The 17,166-nt window shown below is 70.7% G+C and carries 14 protein-coding genes and 1 tRNA gene; 10 read left to right on the top strand and 5 right to left on the bottom strand.

The genetic code is table 11. From position 1 onward, the window contains the following. Nucleotides 1-18: 18 nt before the first annotated feature. The 6 genes from purD to IE195_RS03125 all read left to right on the top strand — a co-directional run bounded on the left by purD (nt 19) and on the right by IE195_RS03125 (nt 7,693). Nucleotides 19-1,269, top strand: coding sequence for a phosphoribosylamine--glycine ligase (gene purD / locus IE195_RS03100; protein ID WP_191267816.1), 1,251 nt, complete (start codon nt 19-21; stop codon nt 1,267-1,269). Nucleotides 1,270-1,364: 95 nt separating this feature from the next. Next, entirely contained in the window at nt 1,365-2,270 is a 906-nt protein-coding gene (locus IE195_RS03105; protein ID WP_191267817.1) for a phosphoribosylaminoimidazolesuccinocarboxamide synthase, read from the top strand. Between the two features lie 374 nt (nt 2,271-2,644). Beyond that, the gene (murA, locus tag IE195_RS03110) at nt 2,645-3,940 is read left to right on the top strand and encodes a UDP-N-acetylglucosamine 1-carboxyvinyltransferase (RefSeq protein ID WP_191268060.1); all 1,296 of its coding nucleotides are present in this window, start codon (nt 2,645-2,647) and stop codon (nt 3,938-3,940) included. 250 nt (nt 3,941-4,190) lie between these two features. Further along, nucleotides 4,191-5,456, top strand: coding sequence for a transcriptional regulator (locus tag IE195_RS03115; RefSeq protein ID WP_191267818.1), 1,266 nt, complete (start codon nt 4,191-4,193; stop codon nt 5,454-5,456). Nucleotides 5,457-5,654: 198 nt separating this feature from the next. Next, nucleotides 5,655-7,067: an AAA family ATPase gene (locus IE195_RS03120; RefSeq protein WP_191267819.1), complete on the top strand. Its 1,413-nt coding sequence runs from the start codon at nt 5,655-5,657 to the stop codon at nt 7,065-7,067. Beyond that, nucleotides 7,064-7,693, top strand: a complete 630-nt coding sequence (locus tag IE195_RS03125; RefSeq protein WP_191267820.1) for a hypothetical protein — start codon at nt 7,064-7,066, stop codon at nt 7,691-7,693. The genes IE195_RS03120 and IE195_RS03125 overlap by 4 nt, the downstream gene beginning before the upstream one ends. A gap of 77 nt (nt 7,694-7,770) precedes the next feature. Here IE195_RS03125 and hisC read toward each other — a convergent pair whose 3' ends face one another. Then, nucleotides 7,771-8,853: a histidinol-phosphate transaminase gene (gene hisC, locus IE195_RS03130; RefSeq protein ID WP_191267821.1), complete on the bottom strand. Its 1,083-nt coding sequence runs from the start codon at nt 8,851-8,853 to the stop codon at nt 7,771-7,773. Nucleotides 8,854-8,961: 108 nt separating this feature from the next. On the opposite strand from hisC, the gene IE195_RS03135 reads away from it, so the two are divergent. Then, a complete protein-coding gene (locus IE195_RS03135) occupies nt 8,962-9,681 on the top strand; it encodes a hypothetical protein (RefSeq protein WP_225942577.1) in 720 nt (239 codons plus the stop codon). Here IE195_RS03135 and IE195_RS03140 read toward each other — a convergent pair. Further along, nucleotides 9,656-10,645 carry a MauE/DoxX family redox-associated membrane protein gene (locus IE195_RS03140; RefSeq protein WP_191267822.1) on the bottom strand — a complete coding sequence of 330 codons (990 nt, stop codon included), beginning with the start codon at nt 10,643-10,645 and terminating at the stop codon, nt 9,656-9,658. The genes IE195_RS03135 and IE195_RS03140 overlap by 26 nt on opposite strands. A gap of 3 nt (nt 10,646-10,648) precedes the next feature. After that, nucleotides 10,649-11,611 (bottom strand): hypothetical protein, encoded by a 963-nt coding sequence (locus IE195_RS03145; RefSeq protein WP_191268062.1) that lies wholly within the window; start codon nt 11,609-11,611, stop codon nt 10,649-10,651. 273 nt (nt 11,612-11,884) lie between these two features. On the opposite strand from IE195_RS03145, the gene IE195_RS03150 reads away from it, so the two are divergent. From IE195_RS03150 to IE195_RS03160, 3 genes are all read left to right on the top strand, one after another. After that, nucleotides 11,885-12,412 carry a SigE family RNA polymerase sigma factor gene (locus tag IE195_RS03150; protein ID WP_191267823.1) on the top strand — a complete coding sequence of 176 codons (528 nt, stop codon included), beginning with the start codon at nt 11,885-11,887 and terminating at the stop codon, nt 12,410-12,412. A gap of 331 nt (nt 12,413-12,743) precedes the next feature. Next, nucleotides 12,744-14,696 (top strand): ATP-binding cassette domain-containing protein, encoded by a 1,953-nt coding sequence (locus IE195_RS03155; RefSeq protein ID WP_191267824.1) that lies wholly within the window; start codon nt 12,744-12,746, stop codon nt 14,694-14,696. Between the two features lie 94 nt (nt 14,697-14,790). Next, nucleotides 14,791-14,877: transfer RNA gene (locus IE195_RS03160), tRNA-Ser, on the top strand. Nucleotides 14,878-14,992: 115 nt separating this feature from the next. Here IE195_RS03160 and IE195_RS03165 read toward each other — a convergent pair. Together IE195_RS03165 and IE195_RS03170 are read right to left on the bottom strand one after the other, a co-directional pair. Then, complete coding sequence (locus tag IE195_RS03165) at nt 14,993-16,297, bottom strand: TrkH family potassium uptake protein (protein ID WP_191268063.1); 1,305 nt, start codon at nt 16,295-16,297, stop codon at nt 14,993-14,995. An 86-nt stretch (nt 16,298-16,383) separates the two neighbouring features. Then, nucleotides 16,384-17,094: a response regulator gene (locus IE195_RS03170; RefSeq protein ID WP_191267825.1), complete on the bottom strand. Its 711-nt coding sequence runs from the start codon at nt 17,092-17,094 to the stop codon at nt 16,384-16,386. Nucleotides 17,095-17,166: the final 72 nt, after the last annotated feature.

The following is a 17,166-nucleotide window of genomic DNA, read 5'->3' on the forward strand; positions in this document are numbered from 1 at the left end:
AAGAAGAGGCCCTCTGCAGTGAAAGCCCTCGTTCTCGGCGGCGGAGGCCGCGAGCACGCACTCGTCCGCGCTCTGTCCCTTGATCCGGGTGTCACCAGCATCCACAGCGCCCCTGGCAACCCGGGGATCTCCGACCTGGCCGAGAACCACGTCATCAACGTGACGGACGGGTTGGCCGTGACCGAGCTGGCCGCGCGCATCCGCGCCGAGCTGGTCGTGATCGGCCCGGAGGCCCCGCTGGTGGCCGGGGTGGCCGACGCCCTGCGCGACCGCGGCATCCCGGTGTTCGGCCCCGACAGGGAGGCCGCCCGCCTGGAAGGGTCCAAGGCCTTCGCCAAGGAGGTCATGGAGGCGGCCGGGGTGCCCACCGCGAAGGCCAGGGTGTGCCGTAACGCGGGCCAGGTCTCCGAGGCCCTCGACGAGTTCGGGGCGCCGTACGTGGTCAAGAACGACGGTCTGGCCGCGGGCAAGGGCGTCGTGGTGACCGAGGACCGCGCCGCCGCCGAGAAGCACGCCCGCGAGTGCGGCCGCGTGGTCATCGAGGAGTTCCTCGACGGCCCCGAGGTCTCGCTGTTCGTGCTCACCGACGGGGCGCACGCGCTCCCGCTGCTGCCCGCGCAGGACTTCAAGCGCGCCTACGACGGCGACCAGGGCCCCAACACGGGCGGCATGGGCGCCTACGCCCCGGTGCCGTGGGCCCCCGCCGGGCTGGTGGACGAGATCATGGAGTCGGTCGTGCGGCCGACCGTGTCCGAGATGAACCGCCGCGGCCTCCGCTACCAGGGCCTGCTCTACGTGGGTCTGGCTCTGACCGGCAAGGGGCCGCGCGTGGTGGAGTTCAACGCCCGCTTCGGCGACCCGGAGACCCAGGTCGTGCTGGACCGCCTGGCCACCCCGATCGGGACGGTCCTGCAGGCGACCGACACCGGCGGCCTGGGGTCGATCGGTTCGCTCCAGTGGAAGTCGGGTGCCGCGGTGACCGTCGTGGTCGCGGCGGAGAACTACCCGGGCGACCCGGTGAAGGGCGACCTCGTCGGCGGCCTGGCGGCCGCCAACTCCCTGGAGGGCGCCTACGTGCTGCACGCGGGCACCGCCTGGGACGGGGTGCGCGACGTCAAGTCCAACGGCGGCCGGGTGCTGAGCGTGGTCGGCACCGGATCGGACCTGCGACAGGCCCGTGAGCGCGCCTACGAGGCCGCGGGCAGGCTCGAACTGCGCGGGTCCTTCTACCGCACCGACATCGCCGAGCGGGCGGCCGCGGAGGTCTAGGGCGTGCGTCCGCGGACACGCGCCCCGGGACACCGGCAGGACCAGAGCACCGCCCTCACCGCGGTCGTACGGCAGAACCCCCAGAAAGCAGCGTCATGAGTGGCTTCGTCACCGTTCCCGAGCCCGTCGAGGTCCCCGGGCTGACCCACCTGCACACCGGCAAGGTGCGCGACCTGTACGCGACGGCCTCCGGCGAACTGGTGATGGTGGCCAGCGACCGGGTCTCGGCGTTCGACTGGGTGCTCCCCACGGAGATCCCCGGCAAGGGCCGGCTGCTCACCCAGCTGTCCCTGTGGTGGTTCGAGCGCCTCGGCGACCTGGTCGCCAACCACGTCGTCTCCGACGTCCCGCCCGAGGGCGCCCCCGCGGACTGGGCCGGCCGCACACTCGTCTGCGAGAGGCTGGACATGGTGCCGGTGGAGTGCGTGGCCCGCGGCTACCTCGCGGGCTCCGGGCTGTCCGAGTACCGGGTGGACCGCACGGTGTGCGGCGTAGCACTCCCCGAGGGCCTCACCGACGGCTCAGAGCTCCCCGAGCCGATCTTCACCCCCGCCACCAAGGCCGAGGTCGGCGACCACGACGAGAACGTCTCGTTCGGCGTCGTGGCGGCCAGGCACGGCGAGAAGCTCGCCGCGGAGCTGCGCGAGCTCACCCTGCGGGTGTACGGGCGCGGCCGGGACACCGCCCGGGAGCGCGGGGTCATCCTCGCCGACACCAAGTTCGAGTTCGGCCGGAGCCCGTCCGGCGGACTCGTCCTCGCCGACGAGGTGTTCACCCCGGACTCCTCCCGTTACTGGCCCGCCGACGAGTGGAGCCCGGGGCGCGCCCAGCCGTCGTTCGACAAGCAGGTCCTGCGTGACTGGCTGACCTCACCCGTGTCGGGGTGGGACCGTGCTTCGGACACTCCGCCGCCGGAGCTCCCGGACGGCGTGGTGGAGCGCACTCTGTCCCGTTACACGGAGATCTATGAGCGTCTGACCGGCGGGAAACCCGAGCTGTGACCGTCGTCAGCCGCGTGATTCAGCGCACGCGGACGTCGTTTCGGCTGTGGGAGCGCGTATGGTGGTGGAGTCGTATGCAACACCGGAGTAACGGGCAGCCATGCGTACGATCCCTGGTCTCTCCCTCCGGCGTAATGCCTCTTTGGCCGTTTGGCGGGACTTCAACCGCGATCTGCGGGTATACCACGTTCTGGACCGGTTGGCGTGAGCTGGTTGCTATAGAGTCTTCGCGAACCGACCGGTTCACCGGCCGCGCAGGTCACAAGCAAGATGGTCGCAACGTTCCAGGGGAAACCCGCGTCTAAAACGCATACAGGCGATACCCGACGAGGGTGACCTTTTTTCACATCTGCCTCACAAAGGAGCACATGAGCATGGGCCAGGAGGTTCGTTACCGCGTTCGCGGCGGACGCCCCCTCAGCGGAACGGCGTTCATCCAAGGCGCGAAGAACGCCGTCCTGCCGATGATCGGGGCCGCCCTGCTGGCGGCCAAGGGCCGTACTGTGCTGCGGAACGTCCCGGTCATCGAGGATGTCTACCGCGCATTGGAACTCGCCGAGCACGTGGGCGCCAAGGTCGCCTTCCACGAGGCAGAGCGCACCGTCGTCATCGACGCGTCCGGTCTCAACGACCCCGAGCGCGCCGTCCTGCCCGCCGACATCGCGGCCCGGTTCCGCGGTTCCGTGCTCTTCGTCCCCGCGCTGATGCACCGCACCGGCCACGCCCGCATCGAGGGCGTCGGCGGCTGCAACCTCGGCAGCCGCAACCTCGACTTCCACTACCGGGGCTTCGCCCGGCTGGGCGCCGAGGTCACCGAGGACCTCGAGCGCAACCACATCAACGTCGAGGCGAGCAAGCTCCGCGGCGGCCGCCTCTACCTGGACACCCCGTCCCACACCGGTACCGAGAACCTTCTCATGGCGGCCGTCCTGGCCCCCGGTACCACCGTGATCGAGCACGCGGCCCTCGAGCCCGAGGTCATCGACGTCATCGACTTCCTCAGCGCCATGGGCGCGAAGATCAGCGGTGGCGGCACCGGCCTGATCACCGTCGAGGGCGTCGAGGAGCTCACCGCCGTCGAGCACACCATCATGTCCGACCGCATCGACGCCGGCGTGTTCGCGATGACCGTGGCCGCCACCGGCGGCGAGGCCAGCCTGGTGGGCGCCAACCTGGACCACCTGGGCGTGGCCCGCTGGAAACTCGAGCAGATGGGCGTCGGCTTCTCCCAGGAGGGCGCCGTCCTGCACGTCCAGCGGGACCCCTCCGTGCCGCTGCGGCCGATCAACGCGGTCACCTCGCCCTTCCCGGGCTTCGCGACGGACCTGCAGTCCCCGCTGATGGCGCTGGCCAGCCTGGCCGACGGCGAGAGCTACATCCACGAGGCCATCTACGACGGCCGCTTCGCGCTGGCCGACGAGCTCAACAAGATGGGCGCCAAGATCGAGGTCGAGGGCACCCGCGCCATCGTGCACGGTTCCACGAACCTGCGCGGTGCCGAGGTGGTCGCGCACGACCTGCGCACCGGTGCGGCCCTGGTCCTCGCCGGACTGGTCGCTGAAGGTGAGACAATCGTGGCGCCTGGTTATCTGGTTGACCGCGGTCACGCTCAGTTCGCGTCGCGGCTTGCCGCGCTGGGCGGTGACGTGGAGCGCGTCACCGTCTCGTAGTAGTCGTAAGCGCAGCTCAAGCCGGGGTGGGGGGTCTCCTCCCACCCGGGCTTTCGGCGTTGATATGGAAAACGATCTTCTTTGGCCCCGCACAATGGGTACGATCTCGGCAATCATGCCGTGACAGAGATCGGGTCGGGAAACCAGTGGGCGCACATAGTGAAGAGCGTGGAATGGTAGCGGGGAGCAACCCGAGGTGAGTGCCCAGCGTACTGGCGATTTGACGATCGGCGTCATAGGGCCCCATGAGGTGGTCGAACGGGTCATGCTCATGGGTCCGGGGTCCACAGGACCCCTCAACGCCAGACTCATCGCCGCCGCATACCGAGATGAGCAAGAGGCGACGGACAAGGTCGTCAGGCTGGGTTCGGCGATCGACGCCTATCTGTTCGCCAGCCCTGTCCCGTACGAGTTCGCGCGGAAGGCGGGCGTGCTGACCATGCCCGCGACCTTCGTGCCGCTCGGCGGGGCCAGCCTGCACGAAGCCCTGCTCCGAGCGACCCTGGACGAACGTTACGACCCGACCAGAGCCAGCCTGGACGTGCTCAGCCGCGCCGACGTGGTGGAGGCCTACTCCGAGGTCGACCTGCCCGTGGACGGCATCCACGTGCACGAGGAGCTGACCAACACCGCCCAGCTCACGTCCTTCCACGAGGGCCTGTGGCGGCGCAAGGCCACCAAGATGGCGATCACCTGCGTGCGCGGGGTCGCCGAACGCCTGGAGGCCATCGGGGTTCCGGTGATCCGGCTGCGGCCCACCAACGCGGGCGTGCGCAGCGCCCTGCAGACCGCCGGTCTGTTGGGGGCGCACCACCGCCTGGAGGAGGCCCAGCTGGGTGTGGTCGTCGTGGACGTGCCCACGCTGCGCGACTCCTCCCGGCGCTCCACCCCGCGCTACTGGCGTGACGAGCTGCGGCTGTCCCTGCACCGCCTGCTGCTCCAGGAGGCCCACCGGATCAACGCGACGGCGCACCGGCTGGACGACCACTCGTTCATGGTGACCGCCACGCGGGGCTCCCTCGTCACGGCGACCGAGGGGTTCCGGCAGCCCCCGTTCGTCGAACGGATCAAGGCGGAACTGGGCATCGCGATCGAGGTGGGCATCGGCATGGGCCGGACCACCCAGGACGCGGAGTCCCACGCCCGCGCGGCGCTCAACCGGGCCCAGGCCTCCCGGCAGAGCTTCGCGGTGGACCGGGAGGGCCGCTCGCTGGTCCCGGCGCAGCGCGCCCCCGCCCGCCAGTCCTCCGAGCCCCTGCGCACCAAGGGCCGGGAGACCCTCGTCCGGCTCTCGGAGAAGATCGCCGAGGAGGACGGCCCGCTGGTCGTCGACGCGGAGAACGCCGGGCGGATGCTCGGCGTCACCTCACGGACCGCGCGCCGGCTGCTGCGCACCCTGGTGGAGGAGGGCCTCGCCTGGCCCCTGCCGCCGAACCGCACGCTCCAGCCCGGCCGTCCGCGCCAGCTCTACCGGTTGATCGTGGAGAAGCTGGACAAGGACGCGGCGGGCAAGTAACCCGCGTGCTCGACGGAGCGGGGCAGTCCTACGGGACCGCCCCGCTCTTCGGTCCAAGGCCGCTCGAGCCTCCGCACAGATCACGTATCTTGCTAGATTGCTGACAGTCTTGAATTGATCACATCCGTATCACCAGGTGACCGAGGGCTGCTCCGGCATGCGCCTGGCTCGGACCAGAACCGCTGATCGGGAGATGTAGTGCTCACTCGACTAGAGGTCGACGGGTTCAAGAACCTACTGGGCCTCGTAGTGGACTTCGGACCTTTCACCTGTATCGCGGGCGAGAACGGTACAGGCAAGTCGAACGTGTTCGACGCAATCCAGTTCCTGAGCCTCCTGTCGAGCCGGTCACTGATCGAGGCCGCCTACGAGGTGCGGGGGGCTGCCGGAGGCGAACGTTCCGGGAACCCACGCGAACTGTTCTGGAACGGCTACGAGTCCCAGGACAGGCACATGGTTCTCGCCGCCGAGATGATCGTCCCGGAGTGCGTTGAGGACGACTTCGGGCGCGAAGCCCGGGCTACCAGCACCTACCTGCGTTATGAGGTGGAACTGGGGTTCCAACCACCGTCAGGAGCGAACAGGACCGGAGGTCTGGTCCTCCTTGGGGAGCGACTGAAGCACCTCAACCACAGTGAGGCACGAGACCGGCTACGTTTCCCTCACAACAAGGTCGAGTTTCGCGACAAAGTCGTAAAAAAGGGACGAAATAGACCAGACTTCATCTCAACGACCTTCCACGACGAACAGGTCGTTATCAACATCCATCAGGATGGTGGCAGCCGAGGTCAACCCAAGGGAGCGCTCGCCTCACGAGCCCCAGCAACACTCGTGAGCACTGTGACAAGCAGTGACGCACCAACGATCCTCGCCGCTCGTAGAGAGATGCAAGCCTGGCGACGGCTCGCACTGGAACCCACCGCTCTACGTGCGGCAGACCGCTACACCGACCCGCAGACAATGGATGTCAACGGACAGCACCTGCCGGGAACCCTGTTCCGCATCGCCCAGCAGGAGCCGCACGATGACCCCGAACGCGTCTACGCTCGGGTGTCCGGCAGGCTCGCCGACCTGGTGGGTGCCTCTGTCGACCAGTTGAGCGTCGTCGAGGACGAACTACGTGAACTCCTGACTATCCAGCTCAAGGAGTCAAACGGGCTTCGCCTGCCCGCGCGCAGTCTGTCCGAGGGCACCCTCCGCTTCCTCGCGCTTTGCGTCCTCCTCGAGGACACCACCGTTGAGGGCGTGCTGTGCATGGAAGAGCCCGAAAACGGCATCCACCCAGCCCATCTTCCCGCGATGGTGGAACTGGTACGCGACCTCGCGGTGGAACCGGAATCCGCCCCCGGCAAGGACAACCCGTTTCGACAGGTCCTGGTGAACACCCACTCACCTGGCATCGTGCGGGCTGTCGACACGGCCGACCTGCTCTTCGCGGACACGGTGCTACAGAAACGCCCTGACGGACATCTCGCCCGTGCTCTCCGACTACGTCCTATGACAGGTACGTGGCGAGCGGCGAGCCCGGAGACGGACGCCGTGGCTCTTCCCGACATCCTCCCTTACCTGACGTTCGCCCCTGGCGCGCAGCTCACCCTGGAGGGGCTGTGACTGTTCGTATCCTCTTCCTACGCGAGGGCACGAGCGACGATGGCATCGCAGAGCATATCGAGAACATCGCCGCAGGCCTGGGTATCGAGGTCGCCCTCACCAACCCTGACCTGGACCGCCTCAACGCCCAAGGGCACACTATTGGCGACAAGCTCAGCAGGGTCCTGGCACTGGGAGGCTTCTACGAACTGGTGGCCGTCCATCGCGATGCGGACAACGCGGGCCGTCAGCCCCGGGTACTCGAGATCGAGGAAGCCGTACGCACTCACATGCCCGGGGTAGTCCACGTGCCAGTGGTCCCCGTCCGAATGACCGAAGCCTGGCTTCTTGTGGATGAGCCAGCGATCCGCAGAGTCGCGGGCAACCCCAACGGTCGCTGCGCGCTCGGTCTTCCCCAGGCCAGCAGGGTGGAGACGATAGCTGACCCGAAGAAGCTCCTGAAGCAGGCGTTGGCCGCTGCTTCAGAGCTCTCCGGCCGCAGGCTCAAACGGTTCAATGACCGCTTCCCCGAAAACCGCCGACAGCTTCTTCAGAGACTGGATCCCAACGGTCCCGTCACCAGGCTGCCGTCTTGGCAGGCTTTCGTCGGGGCTGTGGAAGACGGCTTGTACCGGTGCGGTGATTAGAGGCCAGGCGCCAACCGCACGCCCGACGGGGGCGGCCCACGCCGGGCCGCCCCCGTCCGCGTGTCGGCGGGCGGCGGTCAGCGGCGCCTGGCGTAGCCGGTCGCGACGGAGAGGAACGCGTCGTTCTCCTCGGGGGTCCCCAGGCTCACCCGGGCCCCCTCGCCGTCGAACGGGCGCACCGCGACACCGGCCTCGGCGCAGGCGCCGGAGAAGTCCATGGTGTCCTCATCCAGCCGCAGCCACACGAAGTTGGCCTCGGTCGGGGGCACGGTCCACCCGGAGGCCACCAGGGCGTCACGGACGCGCTCACGCTCCTTCACGGTGGCGGCCACGCGCTCCAGGAGCTCGTCCTCGGCGTCCAGCGAGGCGACCCCGGCGGCCTGGGCGATGTGGTTGACCGCGAAGGGCACCACCGTCTTGCGCGCCGCGGAGGCCACCGGGGGGTGGCCGACGAGGTAGCCGAGGCGCACCGCGGCCAGGCCGTAGGCCTTGGAGAAGGTGCGCAGGACCGCGACGTTGGGGCGGTCCCGGTACAGGTCCAGGCCGTCGGGCACCTCGGGGTCGCGCACGTACTCGCGGTAGGCCTCGTCGAGGACGACGAGCACGTGCTCGGGGACGCGGTCGAGGAAGTCGACCAGCTCCCGTTCCCGGACCGCGGTACCGGTCGGGTTGTTCGGGTTGCACACCAGCACCATGCGGGTGTCATCGGTGATCGCGGCGAGGATCGCCTCGAGGTCGTGGGTCTCGTCCCTGAGCGGCACCCGGACCGACGTGACCCCGGCCAGCTCGGCGAGCAGCGGATAGGCCTCGAAGGAGCGCCAGGCGTAGACGACCTCGACGCCCGGCTCGCCGACGGCCGTCAGGAGCTGCTGGAGCAGGCCCACGGAGCCCGCGCCGAGCGCCACGTGGTCCTCGGGCACGCCCAGGCGTCCGGCCAGTCTGGCGACGAGCTCGGCGGCGCCCGGGTCCGGGTAGCGGTTCAGGTCCGCGGAGGCCCGGGTGACGGCCTCGCGCACGGACGGGAGCGGGCCGTAGGGGCTCTCGTTGGAGGAGAGCTTGACGGAGCGCCCGTCGGGCCCGACGACCCTGAGTCCGGGCTTGTAGGCGGGGATGGACTCCAGTACCGCCCTCAGATATGGCGATTTCGACTCCGACACCATTGTCCTTCCTCAATACTTTGTGCTAACCCCGCAGCACTCTCGGCAATGAGAGGCCCGGGGCGGCCACCGCTCCAAACGGAAATATTGCACAAACGAGGAGATACCACCATGCGTTTGCGTCAAAGTCCTGCCCGCTCCACACCGACCGCGGCCCTGCCCGTCGCGATCGCGCTGGCCTCGGCGGTCGCCCTGACGGCCTGCGGCGGGCAGGAGGGGGAGCAGAGCGAGGACCCCAACGCGGAGGCGGCGGCGCAGCTGCACGACGCCCAGCCGCTGAACGTCGAGGACGTGACGCTGCTCCCCGAGAGCAGCGAGGCCGGAACCTACTCCGAGCTTGTCACAGTGCAGTACTCGGAAGAGGTCCGAGCCAGCACCGAACTGGACAAACCCGAGTGCACGGACGCCGCCAACCGCTGGAGCGACCTGGAGGCCGTGCGGGAGGCCCCCGCCTCCGTGGCCGCCTACGAGTGGGACCGGGGCAACGTCTCGCACATCCTCGTCCGGCTCGACGAGGGATCCGCCGCCGAGGCGCTGGCCGTCGAACCGCCCGAGACCTGCGCCGAGTACACCGCCACCTACGAGGACGGCAGCAGCTCCGACTACGGGGTCGCCGACCTGGACGTCCCCCCGGTCGGCGACGAGTCCCGCTCCTTCAGCATCCGGGTCAGCGACGACGGGGGCGAGAACCACATGTACACCGTCATGTACCGCAACGGCGGCCTGCTGGGCACCACCTCGGTGATGGGACCCGGCGACGCCGGGGACTACGAGCAGATGCTCGTGGACTTCAGTGAGGCCGCGATCAAACGCCAGGACCAGATGCTCTGACCCCGTCCGGCAGAGCGCGCCCGGACTCCCCCGGAGGTTCCTCGGCGAGGGTCCCCGGCCGCGCACCGCCCCGGCCCGCGGCCTCGTCCCGCCTGGCCGCCTGACGCGGACCGGGCAGCCTGCGCGGCGGCCCCTGGAGGTCGAGCGTGGTCACCGCGCCGAAGGTGGCGACCACCGTGCCGCTCTCCCGGTCCACCAGGGCCGCGCGCACCCCGGTACGGCGCGGGCCGCCGATCCGGACCGCGTAGACCACGTCCACACGGCGGCCGTGGCGCATCCCGTCGTAGCGCAGGAACCGCCAGCAGCCGTGGCGCCACGTCTCCTCGGGTTCGCTCCTGATCATGACCTTGGCGTTGGTCCGCCAGACCTCGCTCCCGCGCAGGCGCCGGCTGGTCCGCCGCTCGGAGACCTCGCGCAGCGCGCACGGTTCACGGGTGGCGGCCCGGGCGGCCACCTCACGCAGCTCGGGGCTGAGCAGTGCCAGCACGATCAGCTGCACGCCCAGGACCGCCCCGTGGAGCGGGTCGGGCGCGGAGGCCACCTCCCACCCGGAGAGCGGCGACCCGACCGTGGCGGCAGCGGCCACCGCGAGCAGGGCGGCCCGGGTGAGCGTGCGCCAGCCGATCGGCGCCCGGCTCAGTCCGCCGAAGCAGCCGCACCCGGCCTCGGGATCGCGGCGGCGGGCCGCCAGCAGCAGTACCACCGACACCGCGAACATCAGGGCGGTGGCGACGCGGGCCGCCTCGCCCGGGAGGCCGGTCGCGGTCAGCAGCGCCACCGCGAGGGCGGCCTCGGCCAGACAGGTGGCGAGCGTGGCCGGTCCGCGCAGCCGCTCGGGCAGCAGGACGGCCGCACCCGTCCCCGCCGAACGCGGGCTGGCCTTGGCCGCCGCGCCGAGCAGGAGCAGCGCCGCGAGCAGCGGTAGCTGGAGCTCGCGGGCCGCTTCGAGAACCTCCGGGAACATCGGTCACCCCTCCTGTTCGGCGACGGTCATGGTCGCGTTGAAACAACCGGCCTCCAGCCGCCCGCCCAGGGCGACGAAGGAGGTCATGGTGAGGGAGGCGAGCCGGCCCGCGCTCTGGCTGCCGCAGGCCGGGCACAGGTCGCACAGCCAGCTGTCGGCGGCCGCGCAGCCGACGACGGGGACCACGGCCGTGTCCCGGGTGCAGTCGTTGCGCAGGTTGAGCGAAGCCCCGGTCGACAGCAGCGGCAGGGGCAGGCAGGAGGTACGGCGGTCGCACCGGCCCTCGTGCCCGACGGGGTCGAGCGCCGGGTAGGCGGCCCCGTTGACCACGGCCCTCGGGTCGAGGTGGCTGGAGCGCCCCCAGGCGGGGTCGTACCAGGTGGCGATGCCGGTGACGGTCGTGGAGTGCTGCCGGACGGGCGGACGGTGCGGGGTCGATCTCAGCGGGTACGGCGGTTGGGTGGTGACCGGGCGCACGGCCCGGACCTCGCCGTCCCGCCAGGTTCCGACGGCGTCGAACAGGTAGCCGGGTTCCAGTCGTGGATGCCGGACCGAGATGCGTCCCGAACTGCGGTAGGGCAGGACCACGGTCAGGCGGGGTCGGCCGTGCCCGGGGTCGACCCGCAGACTGTCGCCCTCGCGTTCGACGATGACACCGGTGGCCCGGGCGGTCTGCGCCCAGACGCGTTCGGCGACCAGGCGCCCGTCGTGCGAGCACAGCACCACCGCGTCGTCGCCGGGTCGCAGTTCGGTGGGCAGGACCTCCCCGCCGCGCCAGAAGGTCGTGGCCCGCTCGTAGAGGAAGCGCTCCTCCCCGTTCGGCGTGGCCAGGCAGAGCATGTAGGCGGTGGAGTCGACGACCACCCCGCGGGCGACGCGGTGGTGGACCGGTGTGGGTTCGGGAGCGGCCGCGGCGCCGAGCACGGCGGCCGTGAACCGCCGACGATCCCGTCCGCTGTCCGTCATCACTGACATGTCCTGAGCGCCCCCTTGTCGACCGACTCGTCCGTTGGTGCCCATTGTCGCCTTCGGACCCGCGAACGAACGCGCACACGCCGGAACGGAACCGTTCGTTTCGGTGACATGCCCTGGTTATTGCACTGTTCGACCCGGTTTGTCGGCACGTGGCGCCCAGATTCCCGGGCGTTTGCGTTCGCTGTGTGAGAGTGAGGACCAAGGGCGGCGCAGAGCCGCGGTGCACAGCGAGGACGCGCCTCGAACCGGCGCGGCCGGAGGTCGGTGATCGGCGTGACGGGAGCCACCCGGACCCCCAGGTCCGACGAGTTCAGCCGCTACGTGTCCGAACGCGGCCCGGCCCTGCTGCGGATGGCCCGCTCCCTGACCAACAACCACGCCGACGCCGAGGACCTCCTGCAGGCGGCGCTGGTCAAGACCTTCCTCGCCTGGGGGCGCATCGCCAACCCCCGCGCCCGCGACGGCTACGTCCGCCGGGCGATGGTCAACACCCAGATCTCCGAGTGGCGCCGCACCCATCTGGACGTGTACCCCACAGACGAGATCCCCGAACAGCGGGTGGACGACCCCACCTGGCGCAGCGACCTGGCCGACGTCGTGGGCCGCGCCATCGAACGCCTCCCCCGGCGCCAGCGCGCCACGGTCGTCCTGCGCTACTACGACGACCTCACCGAAGCCCAGATCGCCGAACGGATGGGCGTCACCATCGGCACCGTCAAGAGCACGCTCTCCCGAGCCGTGGACAAACTCCGCAGCGACGCCGACCTCATCATCGAACGCACCACCAGCTGACCGCTCGGCACCGACCCGACCTGGCCACCAGGTTTCCCGGGGCCGCGGCGGCCCCCCCTCGTTGCGGACACCGTGCGGACACCGGCCCACCAGTCACCGGCGCCCTCCCCCGGTGCTTTGCGCGCGGCCGATTCGTACTGGTATTCGGATCGCGACTTTCCCCCCGGATCCGTTCCGCTCCCCGGCCCCGGGTGCCCGGCCCCGCCGGGTGCCGCTCCCCCCGGGCCCGCGATCCGGTCCGTCCGCAACCGTCGGCCCCTCTCCCGGACGTCGTGCTCCCGGGTGATGATCGGCAGCGCCCGAACCGCCCCGACCCCCAGGAGGAACCGCCGTGCGCACCACACACGTCCCCCCAGGCCGAGGACAGGACCACTCCGGACAAGGCCTTGACCTGCCCGAGCTCGCCCCGCCCAGGTGGAGTCGGCACAGCGGGACCGTCGCCGGGGCCTCCTGGCTCCGGATCGCCCGCCGGATGCCCGCGCTGGTCGGCCAGGCCGCCGTCCTGGCCTGGCGGAGCGGCCCCCGGGAGGTCGTGACCACCGTCCTGTTCAACCTCGGCTCCGGGGCCGCCACCGCCTGGGCACTGGTCGCCACGACAGCCGTGCTCGCCGAACTCTTCGCGGAGGTGCCCACCCCGGAACGGGTGACGACCGCGCTCCCCGCCCTGGCCCTGCTCGCCCTGGCACTCGTCGCCCGGGGCGGCTGCGGCGCCCTGGCCGGACGGGCCCAGGCCCGGCTGGAACCCAAGGTGGTCCTGGCCGCCGAACAGCGCCTGCTGCGCGACGCCGCCTCCGTCGAACTCCGGGCCTTCGACGACAGCGAGTTCCACGACCACCTGTTCCGGTCCCGCACCCGGGGCTGCGACGAGGCGGGCATACTGGTCCGGCAGACCACCGACCTGCTCACCGGCCTCGTGGGCATCGTCGCCGCGGCCGGGGTCCTGAGCACCCTGCACCCGGCCCTGGTCCCGCTCCTGCTGCTGGCGATGGTCCCCCAGTGGTGGGGCGCGGCCGCGTCCGCTCGGATGCGGTACCGGATGGTGCTCGCCTTCACCGAGGGGAGCCGCCGCAAGCACATGCTCGAACAGCTCCTGACCGCGCGGGAGAGCGCCGCCGAGGTCCGCTCGTTCACGATGGAGCGCCGACTGCTCGCCGAGTTCGACCGCGTCGCCCGCCGGGAGCTGGACATCCACCTGGGGCTGGCCACCCGCCAGTCCGTCGTCAGGCTGGCCGGGGCCGCCGCCGGCGGCCTGGTGACCGCCGGGGTGTTCGCCGTGCTCGCGGTGCTGCTGGCCCGGGGCGTGGTGCCGATCGCGGTCGCCGGGGCCGCCGTGGTCGCCGTGCGGGTCGCCCAGGGCGCGCTGGGCAACGCCCTGCACGCGATGACCAGGGTGTACGAGTCCGGCCTGTACTTCTCCGACTTCGTGGCCTTCCAGCGGGAGGCCCGCGCCCGGCTGCCGCGCCCCGGACTGGCGCCCGCCCCGTCGGGGTTCGAGCGGATCGAACTGCGGGACGTGACCTTCGGCTATCCCTCGGGGGAGGGCCCGTCCCTGACGGACGTGAACCTCACCCTCCGCCGCGGCCGGACCGTGGCGCTGGTCGGGGAGAACGGTTCGGGCAAGAGCACGCTGGCCAAGCTGCTGTCCGGGCTGTACACGCCCCAGCGGGGCAGCGTGCTCTGGGACGGCACCGACCTGGCCGGGGTGGACGGGGTGAGCCTGCGCGAACGGATCTCCGTGATCGCCCAGGACCACACGCACTGGCCGCTGACCGCGCGCGGCAACACCGTGATGAGCAGCGCCGAGTGCCCCGAGCGCTTCGCCCGGGCGACGGCCGCGGCCCAGGCGGACAGCGTCGTCGCGGAGTTCCGGAACGGCTGGGAGACCCTGTTGGACAAGCGGTTCGCGCACGGTGTCGAGCCCTCGGGAGGCCAGTGGCAGAGGCTGGCCGCCGCCCGCTCCTTCTACCGGGGCGACGACGGTGACGAGGTGCCGCTGCTGATCGCCGACGAACCCACCGCCGCCATGGACGCCCGCGCCGAGCACGGATTCTTCACCTCCGTGCACTCCCACGCCCGCCGCACCGGCGCGACGGTCGTGTTGATCACCCACCGGCTGGCCTCGGTGCGGATGGCCGACCACATCGTGGTGCTGGACGGGGGCCGGGTGGCCGCCCAGGGCAGCCACGCCGAACTGATGGCCGGAAACGGCCTGTACCGGGAGTTGTGGGAGCTCCAGGCCAGCGCCTACCGGGCCCCGTCAGTACCGAAACCGCGCACCCCCTGACCTCGGGCGGGAGGGCGCGGACACGCTGCCGTCCTCCCGCCCCGGACATTCGTTTTGCGCAGGACCTCCGCGCTCTGTAGGCTGGTCGCAGCCAGGAGGATTCGCCTAGAGGCCTAGGGCGCCGCACTGCTAATGCGGTTGGGGAGCAATCCCCTCCGGGGTTCAAATCCCCGATCCTCCGCCGGTAAGAAGGGGTCCCTGCCCACGTGGTAGGGGCCCCTTCGTCTTTCCCGCTGTTCCCGGCCGGTGGACCCGCTCTCCGGGTCGGGCCCGACGGAACCCGGGGGCCTGCGCGCTCAGCCCACGATCGGACGCTCCTCGGGGAGTTCGTAGGCCCGGCTGCGCCGCCGCATGGCCAGCGCCGACGCCAGGGTGATCGGGCCGATGCGCCCGACGAACATCAGGAACACCAGGACCAGCTGCCCGGACACCGGCAGGTCGCCGGTGATACCGGTGGACAGCCCGACGGTGGCGAAGGCCGAGGTGGTCTCGAAGAGGACCTGGTCCAGGGTGAACGGCGTGACCGTCATCAGGACCAGCGTCGCGGACAGCACCAGCCCCAGCGACAGCAGCACGACGGTGGTGGCCTGGGACACCGTGGCCTGGCTCAACCGCCGACCGGCCGCGTGCACCGTGGGTTCCCCGCGCACGTTGGCGTAGGCCACCAGCAGCAGGATCGCGAAGGTGGTCACCTTGATGCCGCCCGCGGTGCCCGCGCTGCCGCCGCCGATGAACATCAGGATGTCCGTGGCCAGGAGCGTCTGGGTGTTCATCGCCCCGAAGTCCAGGCTGTTGAAACCGGCGGTGCGGGGCATCACGGCCTGGAAGAAACCGGTCAGCAGTCTCTCCCGCACGTTCAGGGCGCCCATGGTGGCCGGGTTGTTCCACTCCAGGGCCAGGAAGGTCACCAGGCCGATCAGCAGCAGACCCGCGGACATCCCCATCGTGATCCTGGCGTGTACCGACCAGTGCCGGGGTTCTCCCCTGCGTCTGGAGAACCGCCACAGCTCCACCCACATCGGGAAGCCGAGCCCCCCGGCGATCACGGCCAGGGCGAGGGGCACCGTGATCCACGGGTCCGTCGCGTACCCGACCATGCTGTCGGAGTAGAGGGAGAACCCGGCGTTGTTGAACGCCGACACCGAGTGGAAGACACCCGTGTACAGGGCGTCCGGGAGGGACAGGCCGTAGGCGAGCCACCAGCGCAGTGTCAGCAGGACCAGCAGTACGCCCTCGAACAGCAGGGTCACGTAGAGCACCCCGGTGACCAGTTGGCGCACCTCCCCCAGGGAGACCCCCTTGGCCTCCGAGCCGGTGTAGACGGCCATCCGCAGGCCCAGGCTGCGCCCCACCACCAGCGCCAGCACCGTGGCCAGGGCCATCACCCCGAAGCCGCCGACCTGGATCAGCAGGAGGATCACCGCCTCGCCCAGCGGTGACCAGTACGCGGAGGTGTCCTCCACCACCAGCCCCGTCACGCTCGCCGCCGAGGCCGCGGTGAACAGGGCCGTGAGCGGGGGCGCGGACCCACCGCTCACGGTGGCCTGCGGAAGGGACAGCAGCCCGGTGCCCGCCAGCACCAGGGCGGCGAAGGCCACCACGGTGAACTGGGGAGGGCTCGCCCAGAACCACCTCCCCCGCCGGTGCCACCGGCGGACCCGGCCCGGCCGGAGGCGTCGTCCGGGGATCACGTGTCCTGCTCCCCCGTGCTGAACCTGTATCCCAGCCCCGGCTCGGTGAGGAAGTACCGCGGTCGGGGCGGGTCCGGCTCCAGCTTCTGCCGAATCTTGGTCATGAAGACCCGCAGGTAGTTGGTCTCCCGGCCGTAACCGGGCCCCCAGACCTCCTGGAGCAGCTGCCGGTGGGTGATGAGCCGGCCGCGGTTGCGCACCAGCACCTCCACGATGTGCCACTGCCGGGGGGTCAGCTGCACCGCCTCCCCGCCCCTGGTGATCTGCTGGGCGGCCAGGTCCACGGTGAAGTCCGCGGTCACCACCGAGACCTTCTCCTCCGCGGGCGCGGTCCTGCGCATCGACGCCCGGACCCGGGCGAAGAGTTCGTCCATGCCGAACGGTTTGACCACGTAGTCGTCGGCTCCCAGGTCCAGGGCCTGGACCTTCATCGGTTCGGTGTCGCGGCCGGACAGCACGACGACGGGGACCCCCGTCCAGCCGCGCAGCCCCCGGATCACGTCCAACCCGCTCATCCCCGGCAGCCCCAGGTCCAGCAGCACCAGGTCGGGGCGGTGGTGGGCCACGAGCCTGAGCGCGCGTTCCCCGGTGTCGGAGAGCAGGGCGGTGTAGCCCCTCGCCCGCAGGTTGAGGTCGAGCGTCCTGAGCAGTCGGGGGTCGTCGTCGACGACCAGGACCGCCGGTGCGGCGGTGTTCCGCTCGTTCATACGGGTCCGTTCTGTGCCGAGTCAGCGCGTTCTTCCCTATGACGCCTGAACTGGTTCTTCGCCGCTTCCGTC

This window comes from Nocardiopsis terrae (assembly GCF_014651695.1).
Taxonomy (GTDB): Bacteria; Actinomycetota; Actinomycetes; order Streptosporangiales; family Streptosporangiaceae; genus Nocardiopsis; species Nocardiopsis terrae.

Excerpts from the sequence above, each read along its gene's own strand:
- murA (WP_191268060.1), top strand. The coding sequence starts at position 2,645 with ATGGGCCAGGAGGTTCGTTACCGCGTTCGCGGCGGACGCCCCCTCAGC.
- hisC (WP_191267821.1), bottom strand. The coding sequence starts at position 8,853 with ATGGTGTCGGAGTCGAAATCGCCATATCTGAGGGCGGTACTGGAGTCC.
- IE195_RS03105 (WP_191267817.1), top strand. The coding sequence starts at position 1,365 with ATGAGTGGCTTCGTCACCGTTCCCGAGCCCGTCGAGGTCCCCGGGCTG.
- IE195_RS03135 (WP_225942577.1), top strand. The coding sequence starts at position 8,962 with ATGCGTTTGCGTCAAAGTCCTGCCCGCTCCACACCGACCGCGGCCCTG.
- IE195_RS03170 (WP_191267825.1), bottom strand. The coding sequence starts at position 17,094 with ATGAACGAGCGGAACACCGCCGCACCGGCGGTCCTGGTCGTCGACGAC.
- IE195_RS03145 (WP_191268062.1), bottom strand. The coding sequence starts at position 11,611 with ATGACGGACAGCGGACGGGATCGTCGGCGGTTCACGGCCGCCGTGCTC.
- IE195_RS03140 (WP_191267822.1), bottom strand. The coding sequence starts at position 10,645 with ATGTTCCCGGAGGTTCTCGAAGCGGCCCGCGAGCTCCAGCTACCGCTG.